An 18,792-nucleotide genomic window follows, 5' to 3' on the forward strand; every position below is an offset into this window, starting at 1 on the left:
TGCAATTCCTCCGGGGTTTGGATATCCCACTCCTGCAACATCGTTTGTAACTGCTCTGGATTAAAGACCATCGGTCACCTCACTCGTTCAATAATATTACAGTTTTCCGTGAGGTTTACACAGTTTATTTTACACTCCCACATTTTCGATTACCATCTACCTTTTATAGCAATCTCACAACCCAACATACAACCAACAACGTACCACAAACATTTTCCCCTTCTCCTCTTGAACAAACTCTATTTAGATTACGAGGGAGACTATAATTAAGAAGCACCAACGGTAACACTATAACACATTAACACTTTAACACGGTATTTAAGACTTTCTCGGCTCCACCATCACCGATTCTTCAAACTCGTATCGCACTAATCCGGGGCCTGCGTCTCTGGGTTTGGTGACGTATTTTCGTTTCGTATATACTACCGGCACTAATCCGGAGTGCTGCGCCTGACTGTGACCGGCCGCCAGTCCGGCAGCGTATTCAATGGTAGGTTTTGGTGGGCTATCCACACGCTTGTTATCCGAAATTGCAATGACATGTGATCCGGGGACATTCTCTGCATGAAACCAGAAATCCTCTTTGTGAGCGATGTGGAAGGTCAATTCGTCGTTATCCCGGGATTTCCTCCCGACCAGGATACGCCAGCCGTCGGGCGAGGTATATTCAGTGTACGGTTTTCGCTCGCTTGTTTCCTGAGTCTGTTGCTGAGAAGTCGAGATTCCGTAGCCAGCTAACTCGTCAGCGATTTCATCAATCATGCTCAAGGATTCGGCTTGTTCCAGTCTATCGTACAAATCATTGAGTGTGGCCAACTCTTTTTCGGTCTGGGCAATCTGTTTCTGAAGTGCCTCCCGACCACGACTCGTCTTTTTAGCTTTTTCGTAGTAAGCCTGAGCATTTTCGACCACGGAGATATCTGGCTGGAGATCGATGGTCACCTGTCCCGCATCTCCGATAATATCGTCCAGCGTGACCGATTGTTGGCCCCTCTCGATCTGGTGCATATTTGCCATAAGTAAGTCTCCGTATTTCCGGTAGACTTCAGCAGACTTCCAGTCGTCCAGATCACCCTTCTGTTTTTCGATGCGTCGCTGGAGACGTTCAATTTTATTCCCAAGCGATGTCCTGAGTCGCCTGTGCAGATCGCGATATTTTTTCCCCCGATAGTACACGCCAATATACCGGGGATAGCCCTCACTGATCGGCGTCTCCATATCCCACTCGGTTTCCGTCTGGTGTTTTAGTTCCAGCGGACTGAACTGTGGTTCCGGTAATCTGGATATGAAAGCCTTTTTCTGTTCCACCTCCCGGAGCATCTGCACCACAGCCCTGGACAGGTTTCCTATGTTCTCTTCCGGAATATCTTTTACCTGCATCTGCAGTGAGAGAGAGGCTCTGTGAACAGTCTCTCTGGCAAGATCGGCGGTCCAGTGCGGGAGGACTTCAGTTAGCGCATTTTTTATGGATTTTTCCTGCATACCTGATAAGCTGCTCTCAAAGTCCTCATGGAAGTCGCCCGGCAGCGGGTACGGAATTCCGGAAAAATCCCGAAATTCCGCAAGGATTGTGTTCTCGACATCTTTGAAGGAATCCAGGATCGTTCGATTTTCATCGACGTGGTAAATATTGGGTGAGCCACCAAAAAATTCGAAGCACAGCAATGAACCATCATCGAGTTCCCATTTTAAAATTCTGTCGGCAGGGATCATGGAAATATTCTCGATAGTTCTGGCCCCCATGGACTCGAATAGCCCTACCTTTCTCCTGGGGATATTGAGTTGGTCTTTGACTACCAGATAAGGAAGTTCGGCAATTCCGGAATAATCCACCCTGTATTGGTCCCGGTCCTTCAACAGGATAAAGCTGCATTGATTTTTCTCATAGGTGAACGCCTGAGAAATTTTGGCGCCGGTTATCCGGTCAGCTTGAGCCGTCCAATAACTATTTAAAGTAAACCAGTGGTTATGCATGTAAAGCCAGTGTTGAAGTGTTACTGTGTTTGAGTGTTATAGTTACAGAAATCTTTGATGTTGTACATTGTCGTTCCCCGGAGAAGGGAGAAAGGAATACGGAGGATGAAATAGTGAAGATTCCTCGCTCCGCTTATCATTTTTTTGTTTTATCAGTTCCCTCCTGCCTTCTCCGTTCTCCTTAATTCCTTATATCAGTCCCTATGTTACGAACAGGTTACTGAAATCCAAAGTGGATGGTGGCCTCCGAGGCATACAACATCGGTTAGACGGAAGTTGACTTACACTGGCCCTGATTGTATTTTAATCCGCTAAAGGAAAAAGGAGTGTATTGTGGTTTATAGCATGACCGGCTACGGTCGGAATGAACAGGAATTTGAGTCGTATTCGATTTCGGTGGAAGTCCGATCTGTCAATAGCCGGTATCTGGATACTAATCTTCGGGTGCCTGACGAAATTGCGGTATACGAGAATAAGGTAAAAAAGCGGATCCAGGAGTACTTTGAACGAGGGCAGGTTTCTGTCAAGGTTACGCTGAACGGGACCGAGGATAAACTCACCCAATTGACTATCAACAAGGATCTCCTGAACAGCTACAACCGACTGATACAAGATATTCGGGAAGAACTGGACCTCGACGATAAACCGAGTGTGAGCGATTACCTGAATATTCCGGATCTCATTAGTTATGAGCAGACTCTTCCGGATGAGTCCGAGGTGCTGGAAAATGTTTTGAGTGTCCTGAATGGCGCTCTGGAAGATCTTCAGGAAATGCGGCGCAAGGAAGGGGAATCGCTCCATGATGATATGCTGAACCGGCTGAACTGGCTTGAGGAAGCGATGGAACAAATTATGGCTGAATCTCAGGATAATAGCCAGTTAGCCAAGGAGTCTCTGGAAACCCGTATTGATGAATTACTGGATTCGGTGCCGGTAAACGAAGACCGCCTGGCCCAGGAAATTGCCTACATTGCAGACAAGGTAGATATTACCGAGGAAACGGTGCGATTCAGTAGCCATGTGAAGCAGTTCAAAGAATTACTCGATGTTAAGGGAAGTGTCGGAAAAAAACTGAATTTTCTGCTCCAGGAGATGAACCGGGAAGTTAATACCATGGGAGCAAAGGCGAATAATTCCGTGATTTCGCATACCGTTGTGGACTGCAAAAACGAGGTGGAAAAGCTCCGGGAACAGGTACAGAATGTCGAATAAGGCCGGGCTCCTTGTATGCATTGCATCACCGTCCGGTGGTGGTAAAACCACCGTCTGCAGGAAGCTGATCGAGCGACATGGTGATTATCGGTTTTCCGTATCCGGAACTACCCGGGATCCCAGAGATGGCGAACAAGACGGCGTGGACTACTATTTTTTATCTGAAGAGGAGTTCAACAAGAAAGTAAATAATGGGGAGTTTGCCGAATACGAGCGGGTTCACGGGCAGATGTACGGAACACTGTATGCGGCGGTACAGGAGGCTTTGGACAACGGCGAAGTCCTCCTGAACGATATTGACGTGAAGGGTGCCTCTACACTCAAATCGGAGTACGGTGACCAATGCCTGACAATTTTTTTACAGCCACCGAGTATGCGTACGCTTAAGGAGCGGCTCATCAGCCGCGGAACGGAGACGGAAGAAAGTTTTAAGCGACGAATGCATCGGATATCATTGGAAATAGAATATGGTAAACAATTCGACGTGGAAATCGTTAACGATCAATTGATGACCACAGTGGACGAAGCTGAACAATCAATAGAAAACAGACGATCAGCAATAATGGAGGAAGCAATCAATGGCAGTTGAAACAATTTCATTCCGGGATCTGGAAGATCAGACAACGGATACCTTCGAGGCAATCATCATCATGGCGAAGCGCGCCCGACAGGTGAATGCCGAACGGTTGGCCAAGATGGAACTCCCGGCCTTTATGGAGGATACGGAAGACGAAGAAATAGGCCTGGACCGGGAAGACCTGGAAGATGTGGACTTTGACGGCATCGAAAAGGCAACCACGTTCGCCATTCGCGAGATGTTGACAGGGGATCTGACGTTCCGGTACAAGGGTGAGCAATACGAAGAGACCGAAGAGATTGAAGATGGCGAGCTCAAAGAAAACGGAGAAGATTCCGAGTAGCTGGTTTGCTGGCAGGTCGGTGAGTCTTGTCATAGCCGGCGATATTTCCGTACATGTCTCATTCGACCTGCTGGATACCCTCTCAACATTTTCCGGCATCACGCTGCATTGCCTGGTAGCCGACTCAACACTGCGTCTTTTTACTTCGCACAGTTTCGAGCGATTCGGAGCCGTTTCAGAATTTTCTCTTTCTCCAGTTCAACAGGAACATTTTACTCAACATGCTCCCGAAGCGGATGCTACAGTCTGGATAGATTTTTCAGAAGAGCAAACTCTCACAAATCTTTTTAATCAGGAAAGCAGTGAGGGCACACATCCGCACATTTTGGTAACAAATAAGAATGCAGCCGAGGCTGGCATTCAGTTTATCGGGACCTGGGATCATACAATCGAAGCTCTGGCTCAACATCTTCCTGCGGATAATTCGTGGAACGGAAAAAGGGTGCTGGTGACAGCCGGTCCAACAGAAGAAGATATCGATCCGGTGCGGTTTATCACCAATCGCAGCAGCGGAAAAATGGGCTTTGCTCTCGCCCGTCAGGCGGCACTCAGAGGGGCGATTGTGACTCTCGTGACTGGTCCGACGGCCCTCGAAACACCGTATAATGTCAATCGCATCGATATACGTACCGCGGATGAAATGCTTGACGCCTGCCGGGAATATTTTGACGATTCCGATGCGTTTTTTGCTGCCGCAGCGGTCGAGGATTTGGTCCCGGCGGATGCAGTGGAGCACAAGATAAAGAAACAGGGGAGTATGACCGTCGAATGTCGTGAAGCGGTTGATGTTCTGGGGACTTTGGCGAAGCAAAAAACCGGGCAATATCTGGCCGGCTTTAGCGTGGAAACTGAAAATGACATCGAAAATTCCAGAGAAAAGCTAAACAGAAAATCCCTGGATGCGATTGTGGTAAATAATCCCAGAGAGCCCGGAGCAGCCTTTCAACACGACACGAACAGGGCAACCATTATCCCCAAAGATGGGAATATCGTCGAATTTCCCATGCAGAGTAAAGAGGCCCTGGCCCGTGAACTCCTTGATTTTGTCCGGAGGGACATCACTACCCCATGAACGAGGTTAATAACTACAGCGAATATCTGAAACAGCAGGCCGAGCTCTTCCCGGAGGATTTTTACATCAGGCCGTTCGGAACGCCGGGGCAAGTTGCGGAGCGAGGATCTGGAGAAGACTATAATCCGGAAATTCCGCCATATGAGCCGCCGGCCTCGGGACGATTGGCGGATTATAAACAACTAATTCACAATTGTAAGAGGTGTCCGCTGGGAGAAAGCCGGACTAAATTCGTCTTCGGCACAGGGGATCGAAACGCGGACCTGATGTTTATCGGCGAAGCCCCCGGGTATTACGAGGATCAGCAGGGGGAACCGTTCGTCGGAAAGGCAGGGAAACTCCTTGATAAAATTCTCGCTGCCATCGATTTGAAACGGGAGAATGTTTTTATCGGCAACGTCCTCAAGTGCCGACCGCCGGAAAACCGGGATCCGAAAGCCGAAGAGATTGAGGAATGTGAACCGTATCTGGTAGAGCAAATCCGGTTGGTGGAACCCCGGGTTATCATCGCCCTGGGCAAAGTGGCCGGCAATACCCTGCTGCGGAAGTCTTCCTCGTTGCGGGATCTGCGCGGCAAAACCTGGGATTATCACGGGACAGACTTGATTGTGACTTACCACCCCGCTGCGTTGCTGAGAAACCAGAATCTGAAGCGCCCGGCATGGGAAGATTTCCAAAAAATTCAGGAGAAATATTTATCCTGATTGATAGTTCTGTTCGGATCGTTATATTAAAAAGCTAGCAATTTTGAACTCACCAATTCTGGATGGTTTTATAACATAATTATGGCAGATTCCCAATCATCACAAGGTCGCGTTCCACCACAATCGCTGGAAGCAGAACGGGCAGTCCTCGGAGCAATGATGCTGGAGCCGGAGGCAGTCAGCCGGGGACTTGAACTGTTAGACGAGCATAACTTTTACCGGGAGGGACACCGCAAGATTTTCCGGGTGATGAGCTACCTGTTCGAAAAAAGCGAACCGATCGATCAGCTTACGGTGGCTGAGGAGCTGGCCAACCGGGATGCTCTGGAGGACATTGGCGGGGCATACGAGTTAAGTAAACTGCTGGAGATTCCGTCCGCGGCCAACATGGAATATTACGCCAAGATCGTCCTGGAAAAATCTACCTATCGTCAACTCATCAATGTGGCCACGGAGACCATTACCCAGGCCTACGAGCAGTCTGACGATATCAACGAGCTTCTTGATCGCACTGAAAATGCAATCTTTCGGCTTTCTGATCGTCGGCTCAAGGGGGGATTCCAACCCATCGAGCCGATAATGACCAAGACCATGGAGACTATCGAGTCGTTCCATGAGATGCAGGGCGGCGTGACCGGTGTGGCTACCGGATATTCGGATCTGGACGATATGACTTCGGGATTCCAGCCGGCGGATCTTATCATTATTGCGGGACGCCCATCCATGGGAAAAACAGCTTTTGCGCTAAATATCGCCCGGAATGTGGCCCTAGACGAAGGGGTGCCGGTAGGAATCTTTAGCCTGGAGATGGCCAATTATCAGCTGGCGATGCGGTTACTTTGCAGCGAGGCGCGTGTGAGCTCACACCTGCTGAGAACCGGACGCCTGCCGAAGGCCTTGTACAGCAATTTATCCCGCGTAGTGGGGAAATTGGCAGATGCGCCGATCTTTATCGATGATACGCCGTCTCTGCCGATCCTGGAACTTCGGGCCAAGGCCAGACGTCTAAAGACAGAACATGACGTCGGTATGATTGTGGTGGATTATATGCAGCTGATGCGTGGACCAAAAGCGGCAGAAAGCCGTCAGCAGGAGATTTCTGAGATATCCCGGGCGCTCAAGGCGCTGGCCAAGGAGATCGATGTGCCGGTGGTGGCGCTATCCCAGTTGTCTCGAGCCGTTGAGTCCCGTGGCGGGGATAAGCGGCCAATGCTGTCCGACTTGCGGGAGTCCGGCGCCATCGAGCAGGATGCGGATGTGGTTATGTTCGTCTATCGGAAAGAGCACTACCTTCGGGAGGACGATCCGGAGCTTGCCGAAGTAGAGGGCAAAGCGGAAATCATCGTTGGAAAACAGCGAAACGGGCCGGTTGGAACTGTCCATATGACATTTATTAAAGATTACGCAAAATTTGAGGACGAGGCCCGCTATGAAGATAAGCAATATGCAAACCAGGCCTTTTAGATATGAGTAAAGTTGGATTATTACGCAGAATAGTCACCAATGAATCGGAAAACGGGTACGATTCCAAGTACGACGATCAATTCATCGAATTACTGGAGATGGTTGAGTCGTATCACGGCAACGGGCAGTATACCGCAGATAAACTGTGGGAAGCCTATCAGTTCGGAAAAGAATCTCATGAAGGGCAGCTGCGCAAATCCGGGGATCCGTACTTCGATCACTGTGTGGAAGTGGCAAAGATCCTGGCCGACCTGCACATGGATATTACCACGATTATGGCCAGTCTTTTGCATGACGTGGTCGAGGATACGGGGGTATCTGTTGAGGATGTACGGGAAAAATTCGATGATGACGTCGCAACGCTTGTGGACGGGGTGACCAAATTAGGCGATATCAAGTTTAAGAGTCGCCAGGAAAAGCAGGCCGGGAATTTCCGCAAGATGCTACTCTCGGTTGCCGAGGATATTCGGGTCATCATCATTAAGTTTGCAGACCGGTTACACAACATGCGGACGCTTGAATATTTACCGCCCATCAAGCAGCGCCGGATAGCTATTGAAACCAGAGATGTGTATGCACCGCTGGCCCACCGCCTCGGTATAGCGAAGGTGAAGTGGGAGATGGAAGACCTGGTGCTGAAAACCCTTGACCGGGATGCCTACTACAAGATCCAGAAGGGGATCGCAGAAAAGCGAAAAGAGCGCGAAAAATACATCGAACGATTTGCAGAGCCGATCAGGGAACAGCTAAAGCAGTATTCCATCAATACAAAAATCATCGGACGCCCCAAACACTTTTACAGCATCTACGGCAAGATGAAACGGCGGAACAAGCCGCTGGATGAAATTTATGATCTCCTCGCCATCCGGATTGTCGTGGATCGGGTTGAAGAGTGCTATACTGTCCTCGGTATTATTCATCAGCTCTTCACACCGGTACAGGACCGGTTCAAAGATTTTATCGCCACGCCGAAAATTAACGGCTATCAGTCCATCCATACCACGGTCATCGGACCGGACGGCAAGATGGTTGAGATCCAGATCCGTACTCATGAAATGAACAAGACGGCCGAAGAGGGTGTGGCTGCGCACTGGCGCTATAAGGAGGGGGAAGACGACTCCGACGAGGAAGTTGATAAGCAGGTCAAGTGGCTACGGGACCTGGTCGACATTTTGCAAAACGACTCGGACAGCCCTAAAGAGTTTATGAACACGCTGAAGATTGATCTGTTCAAGGACGAGATCTTCATCTTTACACCCAAGGGGGATTTAATTCAGCTACCCAAAGGATCGACACCGGTCGACTTCGCATTCGAGGTCCATACCGAAGTCGGACTCCACTGCATCGGTGCCAAACTTAACGGTAAGATCGTACCGCTGAATTCCGAGATCAAAAGTGGCGACACCGTCGAAATTATTACCAGTGATACCCAGAGCCCCAGCTATTCCTGGCTGAAATTCGTGAAAACCACCAAGGCTATCTCTGCCATCAAACGGTGGATTCGTCGGAATCAGTTCGAGGAAAGCGTCAAGCTTGGGAAGGAAATCCTGGAAAAGGAGATTCAGCGCCTGGATACGGAAGTTACCTTCAAGGACGTGAGAGATTCTCACGAAAAATTCGGCTATGATAAGGAAGACAAACTGTTTGCCGCTGTCGGAAACGGTGAGGCCACTGTGAAGGATTTGGTCCAGGAGTTGACGCCGGAACAGGAGGTCAAAGAGGCTGAGGAGACCGACGGGAAGGAGAAATTTTTCTCCCTGGCACGGAAAAAAGCCAAAGGCGTCAAGGTGCAGGGCATCAGCAATATGATGATTAAGTTCAGCAATTGCTGCAGCCCGATTCCCGGCGATCCAATTATTGGCTTCGTTACCCGGGGACGTGGCGTGTCAATTCACCGCAGTGACTGTAAAAATATCCCTGCGTTGCTCAAAGACGAGGATCGCAAGATTGAGGTCGATTGGGATGTGGCCAAGGATCAGGATTTTATGGTCCGGTTGAAACTGCTAGCAGAAGAGCAAAAAGGGTTTCTGCGTAACGTCACCGAAGCACTTTCTGAATTTGAGACGAATATCATTTCGGTTGACTTGAAAGTGGAAGGGGCGCTCATTACCTGTATTATGGTGGTGGAAGTGGAGCATCTCCGTCAATTAAATCGGGTCATGAACAAGTTGCGTTCTGTGGAAAACCTGATTAGTGTGGAGCGAGACTAATCCCGGCTAAATTTAATAATATCCTTGATTTACCCCAATTAGTAATCTATTTTTTCGCAGCATTGAGAATGAGCCAGTATTAAGGAGACAGATTATGTCCGTAACTTACACGAAGAAGGACGTTGCCCGACGCACAGCCGAAGCGGTGGACGAAAAAATTTATCTGACAGAGAAACTTGTCGATGGCTTTTTTGATACCCTCCGTGAGATGATGAGCGAGGACCGGGACCGGGTCCGCATTGAAATCAGGAATTTTGGAGTATTCGAGGTAAAGCCGACTAAGGCCAAGCCAAAGGCCCGAAATCCCCGAACCAATGAGGAAATTTATGTGCCTCCCCGGAAGAAAACCCATTTTAAACCGGGGAAACTGCTTCGAGAGGTATTGAAAAAACCGCTCGATGAATGGGACAATCCAGGCTCACCGGAATAAACGTCACAATTCAACCTGAATGGAGTCATTTCGGAAGCCCTAGCGAAATTAGCGCACGGCTTTCCTGTTTTGCATGAGTCTCCCCGGAAGAATTCTAGCCCTTGATTACGGTACCCGGAAAATCGGGATCGCGATCACCGATCCACTGCAGATTACTGCATCCCCGCTGACCACAATACGGTATAAGGATCGGGAGACGCTGCTTACTTCACTGGAGGATATTTTTGCAGAGAAGGAGATCGCCAGGATAGTCATAGGCATGCCGTTTACCCTGGACGGCGGCGAAAGCGACACTACCAAAGAAGTCCGGGAATTTGTAGAATGGCTCAGGACGGAGACCGGCATTCCGATCACAACCCTGGATGAGCGATACACCAGCGAAGACGCCAAGTCCACCCTAATTGAAATGGGTGTAAAAACGGGGCACAACAAAGACAAAGTTGATTCAATGGCTGCCGCACATCTTCTGCGGTATTATTTGGATAGTACGGGCGGGGAGTAAAGATTCCTGTGATTTTGCAAACCTCAGACCTGCCATGGTGGCAAACTCCGACAGCGAAAGCGTTGTTCGCCGGGGTAATTCTCACCCTTAGTTTTCCTCCGCTACCGCTTGGATTTTTGGGCTATATAGGATTAATTCCCTTCTTTTACGCATTAGAACAGACTGACGGCGAACACGGGTTTCGGCTGGGCTACATTGCCGGACTCGTCTATACCGGAGGTATGATTTATTGGATTGGGGCCAATAGTGGCACCTTTCCCTGGGCGGCAATATTGTCCGCAATTATGGCGGTGGCGTTTATGGCGCTGAATTTCGGTTTATTTGGCTGGGCACTGGGATGGATAAAACGCAAAGAGGTTTCCGGCGGACTTTGGTGGGCGCCGGTGCTGTGGGTCGCAGTTGAATTCCTCCGATCATTCGGAACGCTGGTCATGCCGTGGGTGAGTCTGAGCCTGTCACAAACGGATTATCTCCCGGCGATCCAGATGGCCGGCATTACCGGAATGTACGGTGTCAGTTTCTGGGTCGTGCTGTTAAATGTTGTTATTATCCGATATTTGATGGCCAAAGATGTTGGTAAACCAACCTGGAAATGGGCGATCGTCGCGTTTGCCATTTATTTGATTCCGCTGGGATATGGGACAGTTATCTTACGGGTATTACCAGGAGTCACAGAAGAATCTAAGCCCGTCAAAGTTAGTGTGCTCCAACCAAACGTTGATCCAAACCAAAAGTGGAGCAGCCAGTTTCGACGGGAGAATTACGCCCTGTTGGATTCATTGACCAGCGTAGTAACAGCGCAGGAGCCCGATATTGCAATCTGGCCTGAGACGGCAACGCCTTCTTATCTCAGATATAACAGGTACGGATATCTCACCAAACTCCGCAAAAAGGTGAACTCTACTGGTATCCCACTTTTGACAGGTACGCCGGACTGGAGGCCGCCTGATTCAGTGACGCAGGGGGACGACGGCAGCATTTATAATGCGGCTGTTTTAATTGAGCAGGGTTCGGAGAATTTACAAACCTACCGAAAGGTGAAACTGGTCCCGTTTGCGGAGTATGTTCCGTATCAGAGGATTTTTGGGTTTTTCTATAAGCTCGATCTGGGACAGGGAAATTATACTCCCGGTGAAAAATATACGGTATTCAACCTGAACGAGCCCGTGCGTACCAAATTCAGCGTGGCCATCTGCTACGATTCGAGTTTTCCGGAATTGCTCCGTCGGTTCCGGCAAGGCGGGGCCGAATGGCAGGCGATCATTACTAATGACGCATGGTTTGGCAATACGTCCGGTCCGTATCAGCATGCTGAATGGGCAAAAATGCGTGCCGTGGAATACCGGACTCCAATCGCCCGATCTGCAAATACGGGGATCTCTATGTTGATCGATGGCTGGGGACGGGTACGGCAATCTCTGCCTCTGAACTCTCAAGGCACACTTACCGGAACCCTGGAAACAAATTTACGGCCGACATTCTATGCCAAATTCGGCGATGTCTTCAGCATCATCATTACTCTGATAGCGATTGGCGGAATCGGCTGGGGGTTCGCCAAACAATGAGTCGAATAATTTACATAATTGTACTGGCTGTGCCACTGACATTGGCTGCGCAACCAAACCCTGACCAGGTATTATTGGACGCGTTGGATCTGATAATCCGTGAATCTGAATTGGTAACGGATTCGATCCCTGGTGAAGCAGACGTGTATCCGGTCGTAAAAGGAAATATCACGGATGCATACCGGGAACCAATGGTGGATGCCTGGCGGAAATCGTTCACTCGTACCGGCCGTTCAGTCTACCTCATTTCACAAACCGGAACATATCAGGCGGCACTGCGTGTAGATATTTATCGGATGTTATTGCACTCGGAAGATCGCCCGGGGATTTTCGCCGGGAACAGCATCTCCGGAACACTGGAATTCACCGGAGAGATATTGATAGCAGATACAACCGGAAAAGTATTGGGGACAGAACCTGTTGAAATTTCGGAAGATTTTGATGTCGCAGACGATGCCGGAATATGGGTAACGGAGCAAACCAGAATGAGGTACCCCGTAGTCTACCCCAATCGCCGGGACCATCCGGAAATTCGGACTATTTTACTGGCAATTACCAGCGGTGTAATTATTTATCTTTTCTATTCAATGCGAGGATAATATGCAAAAATTTGTACTGATCGTGGCTGGACTTCTCTTACTGTTTCAGGGGACTGTCTCTGCACAAAGTGTCATTCATACAGACCAAGAGATCTCAACAATTGGGTTTAAATATCTTCAGCCCGGAGAGCGCGTACAGTTCCAACAGCAGCAACCGGAGTTGGAAAGAATGGATGCTCCTGTCTCAAAGAAAAAAGCCGTGTTTGCCTCGTTGATTTTGCCCGGGTGGGGAGAGCGGCTTCTTGGGGTAGAAAACCGGGGTGCCATATTTTCCTCGACGGAGACGGCGCTCTGGCTTGGGTTCATAGGATTTACCGCATATGGCAATTGGCGGGAGCAAGATTTTAAAAGCTACGCGACGCACAAGGCATCCGTAAATCCAGCCGGTAAAGATGGACAGTACTGGATTGACATCGCGGGTTACGACAATATTCGGGAGTACAACGAGGTGCAGCTTCGGGATCGCGAGCCGGATCGCGTGTACCCGAACACGTCGGAATATCAATGGAACTGGGAATCGTTTAACGCCCGATATCGTTATGATACCATGCGAATCGACAGCCGGAAGTCCGAACAGTATGCCACGTTTGTCATCGGTGCTATTGTATTCAACCATCTAGCTAGTGCCCTGGATGTTACTTACTTGTACAACACCAGATTTCTATCCGACGGTGAGTCAATGTCGTATAGCATTTCGGTTCCGCTGCAGTAAATTCTTATTTAACCAGTCAGCAACCCGGGAACCAGGAGAATATGCCCTCTCATTCTGATACAAACCAAAAGGATCTCCGGGGGTTCTGGCACCCGTTAGTAGTAATTATCGCAGTCGGGGTGTTAGGTGGACTTATTGCTGCAAGCCGGCAACTGCCCCACATTACGATTTTCCTTATTCTCTCCATTGCCGGTTTCCGATTCATGGGAGCCCCTATCCACAGAACAATACGAACAATTCGATATTTTTTCTGGTTGCTGCCGCTCACCTTCATTATGCATTTGGTGTTGACTCCCAGCGGTTGGGCATTTTTTTCACATCTCTGGGAAGGGGCTCTGCGGCTGGATTTTCTGGACAATCCTTTCTCATTTACGCTCCAGATTTTTGGATTCCTGTATATTATGGGGAGCGCGTATCAGTTGGTCTCCGGGGATCGTCTCATCGTCAGTTTGGGTAGACTCCTGTCGCCAGCGAGAAAACTCCGTATACCGGTAGACAGCCTTTTTCAGATCGTCTATATCGCGCTGCGTTTTATACCGCTGTTGCGCGAGGAGGCCATCAGAATTCAGGAGGTTCGCCGGGGCTTTGGCGTATCCGGAAATGAGAAGATATTGGAGAAGGCGCGGTCTCAGATGCATGGGATGGTACCGCTGTTTATCGGTACACTGCATCGCGCAGAGGTGGTGGCTCAGCTGATGACGCTCAGAGGGTTCCGGCCGGGTGAACAACGAAGCTCCTATATTGAGGTTACCTGGCATGCCAGAGACATTCTAACAATCTTGGGATTTATCGCTCTGTTTGGAGGCAGCATATTACTCCTATGAACCGATACGCGCTTATCATCGAGTACGACGGGACTGAATTCCATGGATGGCAAATCCAGTCGGAAGTCCGAACGGTGCAGGAAACGATTGAACATGCGCTGGCCAAACTCACGCAACGAGAGATCCGGATTGTAGGATCCGGACGGACGGATACCGGCGTTCACGCCCGCTATCAGGTCGCACATTTTGATAACGATAAAGAGGATTTTACGCCGGAGACCTATACCCGAGGCATTAACTCCTATCTCCCGGAGGATGTGGTAATTAAGCATTGCGTGGAAGTGCCGGATGACTTCCACGCACGATTCGATGCACTCCGGCGGGATTACATCTATACGATCTCCACCAAGCAGATCGCAATCGAACGGCAGTACGCCTGGTATATCCCCTCAGATTTTGACCGAAAAATCCTGGAAGAAGCGGCGGCAATCATCTTTGGGAAACACGATTTTCGCTCCTTTATGAGTGCCAATTCCGACACGGATAACACGGTCTGTGAGATCGTAAAATCTTCTTGGAAAATCGGGTCAAATCGGTTACGCTATTTAGTCTATGGAAACCGGTTTCTACACAACATGGTGCGCTGTTTGGTTGGTACTATGATAGAAGTAGCGCGGGGCCGATACACGCTTCCGGAATTCCGCGACTTCGTTGAGACTCCGGATAAGGAGGCGCCGGTGGTTCGGGCGCCGGCACAGGGATTGGTGCTGGATAAGGTACATTACCGGCACAACCTGCAAGATGAGAACGAAACTTTGAGGATCGACGGACTTTAACTATGAACCGAAAACGACTCTTGCAATCCATGGGAAAGAAATTTGTACGGTATTTTTTAATTATTAGTATCCTCACTGTCGGTGCCGGAATATTATCGGCCCAATCAACGTCATCGCAGATCCAATCGGACATTTCCTCAAATCGTAATACGGCAATTACGCAGGCAATTGCGAAGATTAGCCCGGCGGTGGTGGGAGTGAACGTCACCCAGATTCGTCGGTATCGCGCCAGCCCGTTCAATGATCCGCTGTTTAATATGTTTTTTGGCGAAACCTACCAGCGCAAGGTAGAGAGCCTCGGTTCGGGTGTGATCATGAGTGAGGACGGTTATATACTGACAAACGCGCATGTGGTGGAAGGTGCTGCGGAAATTGTTATCACAACACCAGGCGGAGACAGACACGATGGCGAGCTGATTGGCATAGATAACGTTTCCGACCTGGCATTGGTGAAGATTGACGGTGACGATTTACCGTATGCCGAGTTCGGTAATTCCGACGATTTGGTGATCGGCGAGTGGGTGGTTGCCCTGGGGAATCCCTTTGGCTTGTTTGACGTGTCCAATCAGCCCACGGCGACAGTGGGGATTATCAGTGGCCTGAAAATGGACTTTGGTGAGCAGCGGGAAGGACAGCGCTATCAGGATATGATCCAGACCGATGCTTCCATTAATACCGGAAATAGTGGTGGGCCGCTAATTAATGCTGACGGCAAAGTAATTGGTATCAACACATTTATTTTTACCGGCGGGGGATACAATCAGGGCTCAATCGGGATTGGATTTGCGATACCGATTAACCGGGCAAAGATGATCATGAACGATCTGAAGACGGAGGGATCAATCGACTGGAGTTTCGATACTGGCCTCAAGATCCAGGAGATTGACGGGCAAATCTCGCGGGCGTTGGATCTGCCGGTGGATGAGGGTATCATTGTCACCGGAGTCGTACCAAGCAGTCCGGCCGATAAGGCTGGAATCCGACGCGGGGATATCATCACCGAGGCAGAAGGAGAACAGATCCGCAGCGAACGCGATATCTTTAATGCGATTCAAAATAATTACCTCCACGCCGGCGATACGCTCCATTTAAAGGTCTGGCGGGACGGCAACGCGAAAACTTATCAACTCAAACTGGAGTCAGTACGCTAACATGATTGAACGCTATTCCACGCCGGAAATGGAGAAAATCTGGTCAGACGAGAACAAGTATCGCACCTGGCTGCAAGTAGAGCTTGCAGTCTGCGAAGTCCAGACCGAGCGGGGAGTGATTCCCGAATCCGCCATGCAGACACTCAGAGATAAGGCGGACTTTGATATCCAGCGCATAGAAGAGATCGAAGCCGAGGTTAAACACGACGTTATCGCATTTTTGACGTCGGTCTCGGAATTCGTCGGACCGGACAGCCGGTTTGTGCACATGGGGATGACCTCTTCGGATCTGCTGGATACGGCCATGGCTCTGCAAATCCGGGAGAGTGGTGAAATTATTACAGAAGTACTGGAAGAATTTCACGAGGTTCTGGGTATGCAGGCTGCAGAATATGTAGATACCGTCATGGTGGGCCGGAGCCATGGTATCCATGCGGAACCTATTACTCTGGGATTAAAATTCGCGCTTTGGTACGAGGAGATTGGCCGCAATCTCAGACGACTGGAGCAGGCATTGGAAAACCTGCGGGTCGGGAAGATCTCCGGAGCCGTGGGCACCTATCAGCATCTCGATATGGAAGTGGAGCAGCTGACCTGCGAGCGGCTGGACCTGGAGCCGGCTCCGGTCTCGAATCAGATTATACAGCGGGATCGCCACGCGGAACTGCTTTCGGTGCTTGGACTGATCGGTTCAACGCTGGATAAAATTGCCACAGAGGTCCGGCACCTCCAGAAGACGGAGACCCTGGAATTGTCCGAACCATTTTCCAAGGGACAGAAGGGCTCTTCGGCCATGCCACACAAAAAGAATCCGATCACCTGTGAGCGAATCTCCGGGATGGCGCGACTGCTGCGGAGTTACAGCCAGACTGCTATGGAAAATATTCCGCTCTGGCATGAACGCGACATTTCCCACTCCTCGGTGGAACGAATCATTTTCCCTGACGCCACAACATTGGTACATTATATGTTGCTGAAGATGATACCATTAATGAAAAACATCGTCGTATTCCCGGAGAATATGCAGCGCAATATGGAGGCCACCAACGGTCTCCTGTACTCGCAGGAGGTACTGTTGAAACTGGTGAACAGCGGGCTGACGCGCGAGGATGCCTATAAAATTGTGCAGGATGCCGCCATGGACGTCTGGGAGTCTGAAGATACCCAGTTCCTGGATATTCTGAAGGCGAACAAACAAATTACCGGGCACGTTTCACCGGAAGAGTTAGAACAGTGTTTTACGCCGGAAAAGGTGATCCGGAATGCGCGGAAAATTATCAATCGTTTGGGGCTGGGAGACGCAGAAGTATAGTGGGTATGGCCAAAGAAGGATATCCCATCATTGGAATTATTGCCGGTATTACCATCGTCTTCGGTATTATCATGATGGTTTACGATTCAACGCTCTGGATGGTTTTGTTCTCGTTCGGCGTTGTGATGACACTGTTCAGTCTGTATTTTTTCCGGGATCCGGAACGGAATGTTCCGAACGATCCCTCGAAGATAATCAGTCCCGCTGACGGCCGGATCGTGGCGATACAGCCGTTCAGGGACGATTACGTCGGGGAAGAGGCAATACGAATTTCCATTTTTCTGAACATCTTCAACGTACACGTAAACCGTGTCCCGTGTTCTGGAAGTGTGGTAGATTCTCGATACAGACCAGGGAAATTTTTAGCGGCTTTTAACGAGCGGACATCCGAGGAGAACGAGCAAACCATTATTGACTTAAAGAACAAGCGATTTAAGGTCCGGGTCAAACAGATTGCCGGCTTAATCGCACGGCGAATCGTGAATCACCTGAAACCTGGGGATTCCGTCGTCCTGGGGCAACGCTTCGGGCTCATTCGGTTCGGATCGCGGGTAGACGTAATTGTGCCAAAGGCTCTGGACATCCAGGTTGGACTCAAGCAGAAAGTCTATGGCGGCGAAACTGTGCTGGGAGAATGGAATGAAATTTAGAAAAGCCATGTTTCCAAGCATCCTGACGCTATTCAACATGTTTGCCGGATTCCTGGCCATTATTCAGGTGTTCCACGAACAGTACCACATTGCAATTTGGTTGATATTTTTTGCGGCGGTCTTCGATGGACTGGACGGGAAACTCGCCCGGCTCCTCGGGAGTTCCTCGGAATTCGGTATTGAATTTGACTCCATGGCGGACCTTGTATCATTCTGTATAGCGCCGTCATTTTTCATATATCGGCTGTATACGGTAGACCTTGGTGTGCTGGGCGCAATTTTGGCATTTTTCCCATTGATGTTCGGATCGATCCGGCTCGCCAGATTCAATATTCAAAAAGCAGAAGAACCGCACCCGTTTTTCGTCGGACTCCCAACCCCGGCTGCGGCACTGTCGATTATTGCGTTCCCCCTGTTCTACAGTGCTGTCGGTACCTGGCCCGGTGAAGCCAAAGTTATGCTGCCGTATATAATCGTACTTTCATTTCTGATGGTCAGTCATGTCCCGTATATGAAAATGCCCAAATGGACGTTTAACGCGGGTAAAATGAATACAGTGCGGGTGATCGGATTACTGATTTCAGTGATTGCTCTGATTATTGCGCCTAGACGGGCATTGTTGATATTAGCATTGTTGTTTAACCTGAACGGAATTCTCCGGTGGATGGCCGGTTCCGAGCAGGTCGATAAAATTATCGAACCCTTAACCAAATGA

At 49.6% G+C, this 18,792-nt stretch carries 19 protein-coding genes; 18 read left to right on the forward strand and 1 reads right to left on the reverse strand.

Annotation, left to right across the window (positions count from 1 at the left end; all coding sequences use genetic code 11):
- Positions 1-318: 318 nt before the first annotated feature.
- Positions 319-1,974, reverse strand: coding sequence for an NFACT family protein (locus K9N57_13320; GenBank protein ID MCF7805161.1), 1,656 nt, complete (start codon positions 1,972-1,974; stop codon positions 319-321).
- A 333-nt stretch (positions 1,975-2,307) separates the two neighbouring features.
- Between K9N57_13320 and K9N57_13325 the strand changes: the two genes are divergently transcribed.
- The 18 genes from K9N57_13325 (at position 2,308) to pssA (ending at position 18,792) form a co-directional block, all read left to right on the forward strand.
- A complete protein-coding gene (locus K9N57_13325) occupies positions 2,308-3,186 on the forward strand; it encodes a YicC family protein (protein ID MCF7805162.1) in 879 nt (292 codons plus the stop codon).
- The gene (gene gmk, locus K9N57_13330) at positions 3,176-3,775 is read left to right on the forward strand and encodes a guanylate kinase (GenBank protein MCF7805163.1); all 600 of its coding nucleotides are present in this window, start codon (positions 3,176-3,178) and stop codon (positions 3,773-3,775) included. Before K9N57_13325 ends, gmk begins: the two co-directional genes overlap by 11 nt.
- Positions 3,765-4,106: a DNA-directed RNA polymerase subunit omega gene (locus tag K9N57_13335; protein ID MCF7805164.1), complete on the forward strand. Its 342-nt coding sequence runs from the start codon at positions 3,765-3,767 to the stop codon at positions 4,104-4,106. The genes gmk and K9N57_13335 overlap by 11 nt, the downstream gene beginning before the upstream one ends.
- A complete protein-coding gene (locus tag K9N57_13340) occupies positions 4,069-5,178 on the forward strand; it encodes a phosphopantothenoylcysteine decarboxylase (protein MCF7805165.1) in 1,110 nt (369 codons plus the stop codon). The genes K9N57_13335 and K9N57_13340 overlap by 38 nt, the downstream gene beginning before the upstream one ends.
- The gene (locus K9N57_13345; GenBank protein ID MCF7805166.1) at positions 5,175-5,882 is read left to right on the forward strand and encodes a uracil-DNA glycosylase; all 708 of its coding nucleotides are present in this window, start codon (positions 5,175-5,177) and stop codon (positions 5,880-5,882) included. Before K9N57_13340 ends, K9N57_13345 begins: the two co-directional genes overlap by 4 nt.
- Before the next feature lie 81 nt (positions 5,883-5,963).
- Positions 5,964-7,346: a replicative DNA helicase gene (dnaB, locus tag K9N57_13350; protein ID MCF7805167.1), complete on the forward strand. Its 1,383-nt coding sequence runs from the start codon at positions 5,964-5,966 to the stop codon at positions 7,344-7,346.
- Positions 7,347-7,444: 98 nt separating this feature from the next.
- Complete coding sequence (locus tag K9N57_13355) at positions 7,445-9,556, forward strand: bifunctional (p)ppGpp synthetase/guanosine-3',5'-bis(diphosphate) 3'-pyrophosphohydrolase (protein MCF7805168.1); 2,112 nt, start codon at positions 7,445-7,447, stop codon at positions 9,554-9,556.
- A gap of 94 nt (positions 9,557-9,650) precedes the next feature.
- Positions 9,651-9,986 (forward strand): integration host factor subunit beta, encoded by a 336-nt coding sequence (locus K9N57_13360; protein MCF7805169.1) that lies wholly within the window; start codon positions 9,651-9,653, stop codon positions 9,984-9,986.
- A 73-nt stretch (positions 9,987-10,059) separates the two neighbouring features.
- A complete protein-coding gene (ruvX, locus tag K9N57_13365) occupies positions 10,060-10,488 on the forward strand; it encodes a Holliday junction resolvase RuvX (GenBank protein ID MCF7805170.1) in 429 nt (142 codons plus the stop codon).
- 8 nt (positions 10,489-10,496) lie between these two features.
- Positions 10,497-12,053, forward strand: a complete 1,557-nt coding sequence (lnt, locus tag K9N57_13370; protein ID MCF7805171.1) for an apolipoprotein N-acyltransferase — start codon at positions 10,497-10,499, stop codon at positions 12,051-12,053.
- Complete coding sequence (locus tag K9N57_13375) at positions 12,050-12,652, forward strand: hypothetical protein (protein MCF7805172.1); 603 nt, start codon at positions 12,050-12,052, stop codon at positions 12,650-12,652. The genes lnt and K9N57_13375 overlap by 4 nt, the downstream gene beginning before the upstream one ends.
- A 1-nt stretch (position 12,653) precedes the next feature.
- A complete protein-coding gene (locus K9N57_13380; protein MCF7805173.1) occupies positions 12,654-13,364 on the forward strand; it encodes a hypothetical protein in 711 nt (236 codons plus the stop codon).
- 41 nt (positions 13,365-13,405) lie between these two features.
- Positions 13,406-14,188, forward strand: coding sequence for an energy-coupling factor transporter transmembrane protein EcfT (locus K9N57_13385; protein ID MCF7805174.1), 783 nt, complete (start codon positions 13,406-13,408; stop codon positions 14,186-14,188).
- The gene (gene truA / locus K9N57_13390) at positions 14,185-14,964 is read left to right on the forward strand and encodes a tRNA pseudouridine(38-40) synthase TruA (GenBank protein ID MCF7805175.1); all 780 of its coding nucleotides are present in this window, start codon (positions 14,185-14,187) and stop codon (positions 14,962-14,964) included. The genes K9N57_13385 and truA overlap by 4 nt, the downstream gene beginning before the upstream one ends.
- 2 nt (positions 14,965-14,966) lie before the next feature.
- Complete coding sequence (locus tag K9N57_13395) at positions 14,967-16,115, forward strand: trypsin-like peptidase domain-containing protein (protein MCF7805176.1); 1,149 nt, start codon at positions 14,967-14,969, stop codon at positions 16,113-16,115.
- A 1-nt stretch (position 16,116) separates the two neighbouring features.
- Positions 16,117-17,427 carry an adenylosuccinate lyase gene (purB, locus tag K9N57_13400; protein MCF7805177.1) on the forward strand — a complete coding sequence of 437 codons (1,311 nt, stop codon included), beginning with the start codon at positions 16,117-16,119 and terminating at the stop codon, positions 17,425-17,427.
- Positions 17,428-17,432: 5 nt separating this feature from the next.
- Entirely contained in the window at positions 17,433-18,077 is a 645-nt protein-coding gene (locus tag K9N57_13405; protein ID MCF7805178.1) for a phosphatidylserine decarboxylase family protein, read from the forward strand.
- Complete coding sequence (pssA, locus tag K9N57_13410; GenBank protein MCF7805179.1) at positions 18,067-18,792, forward strand: CDP-diacylglycerol--serine O-phosphatidyltransferase; 726 nt, start codon at positions 18,067-18,069, stop codon at positions 18,790-18,792. Before K9N57_13405 ends, pssA begins: the two co-directional genes overlap by 11 nt.

The organism is Candidatus Neomarinimicrobiota bacterium (assembly GCA_021734025.1).
Taxonomy (GTDB): Bacteria; Fidelibacterota; JAANXI01; order JAANXI01; family JAANXI01; genus JAANXI01.

Coding starts and splice junctions, on each gene's coding strand:
- K9N57_13320 (MCF7805161.1), bottom strand. CDS start 1,974: ATGCATAACCACTGGTTTACTTTAAATAGTTATTGGACGGCTCAAGCT.
- gmk (MCF7805163.1), top strand. CDS start 3,176: ATGTCGAATAAGGCCGGGCTCCTTGTATGCATTGCATCACCGTCCGGT.
- K9N57_13335 (MCF7805164.1), top strand. CDS start 3,765: ATGGCAGTTGAAACAATTTCATTCCGGGATCTGGAAGATCAGACAACG.
- K9N57_13340 (MCF7805165.1), top strand. CDS start 4,069: ATGGCGAGCTCAAAGAAAACGGAGAAGATTCCGAGTAGCTGGTTTGCT.
- K9N57_13345 (MCF7805166.1), top strand. CDS start 5,175: ATGAACGAGGTTAATAACTACAGCGAATATCTGAAACAGCAGGCCGAG.
- dnaB (MCF7805167.1), top strand. CDS start 5,964: ATGGCAGATTCCCAATCATCACAAGGTCGCGTTCCACCACAATCGCTG.
- K9N57_13355 (MCF7805168.1), top strand. CDS start 7,445: ATGGTTGAGTCGTATCACGGCAACGGGCAGTATACCGCAGATAAACTG.
- K9N57_13360 (MCF7805169.1), top strand. CDS start 9,651: ATGTCCGTAACTTACACGAAGAAGGACGTTGCCCGACGCACAGCCGAA.
- ruvX (MCF7805170.1), top strand. CDS start 10,060: ATGAGTCTCCCCGGAAGAATTCTAGCCCTTGATTACGGTACCCGGAAA.
- K9N57_13375 (MCF7805172.1), top strand. CDS start 12,050: ATGAGTCGAATAATTTACATAATTGTACTGGCTGTGCCACTGACATTG.
- K9N57_13380 (MCF7805173.1), top strand. CDS start 12,654: ATGCAAAAATTTGTACTGATCGTGGCTGGACTTCTCTTACTGTTTCAG.
- K9N57_13385 (MCF7805174.1), top strand. CDS start 13,406: ATGCCCTCTCATTCTGATACAAACCAAAAGGATCTCCGGGGGTTCTGG.
- truA (MCF7805175.1), top strand. CDS start 14,185: ATGAACCGATACGCGCTTATCATCGAGTACGACGGGACTGAATTCCAT.
- K9N57_13395 (MCF7805176.1), top strand. CDS start 14,967: ATGAACCGAAAACGACTCTTGCAATCCATGGGAAAGAAATTTGTACGG.
- purB (MCF7805177.1), top strand. CDS start 16,117: ATGATTGAACGCTATTCCACGCCGGAAATGGAGAAAATCTGGTCAGAC.
- K9N57_13405 (MCF7805178.1), top strand. CDS start 17,433: ATGGCCAAAGAAGGATATCCCATCATTGGAATTATTGCCGGTATTACC.
- pssA (MCF7805179.1), top strand. CDS start 18,067: ATGAAATTTAGAAAAGCCATGTTTCCAAGCATCCTGACGCTATTCAAC.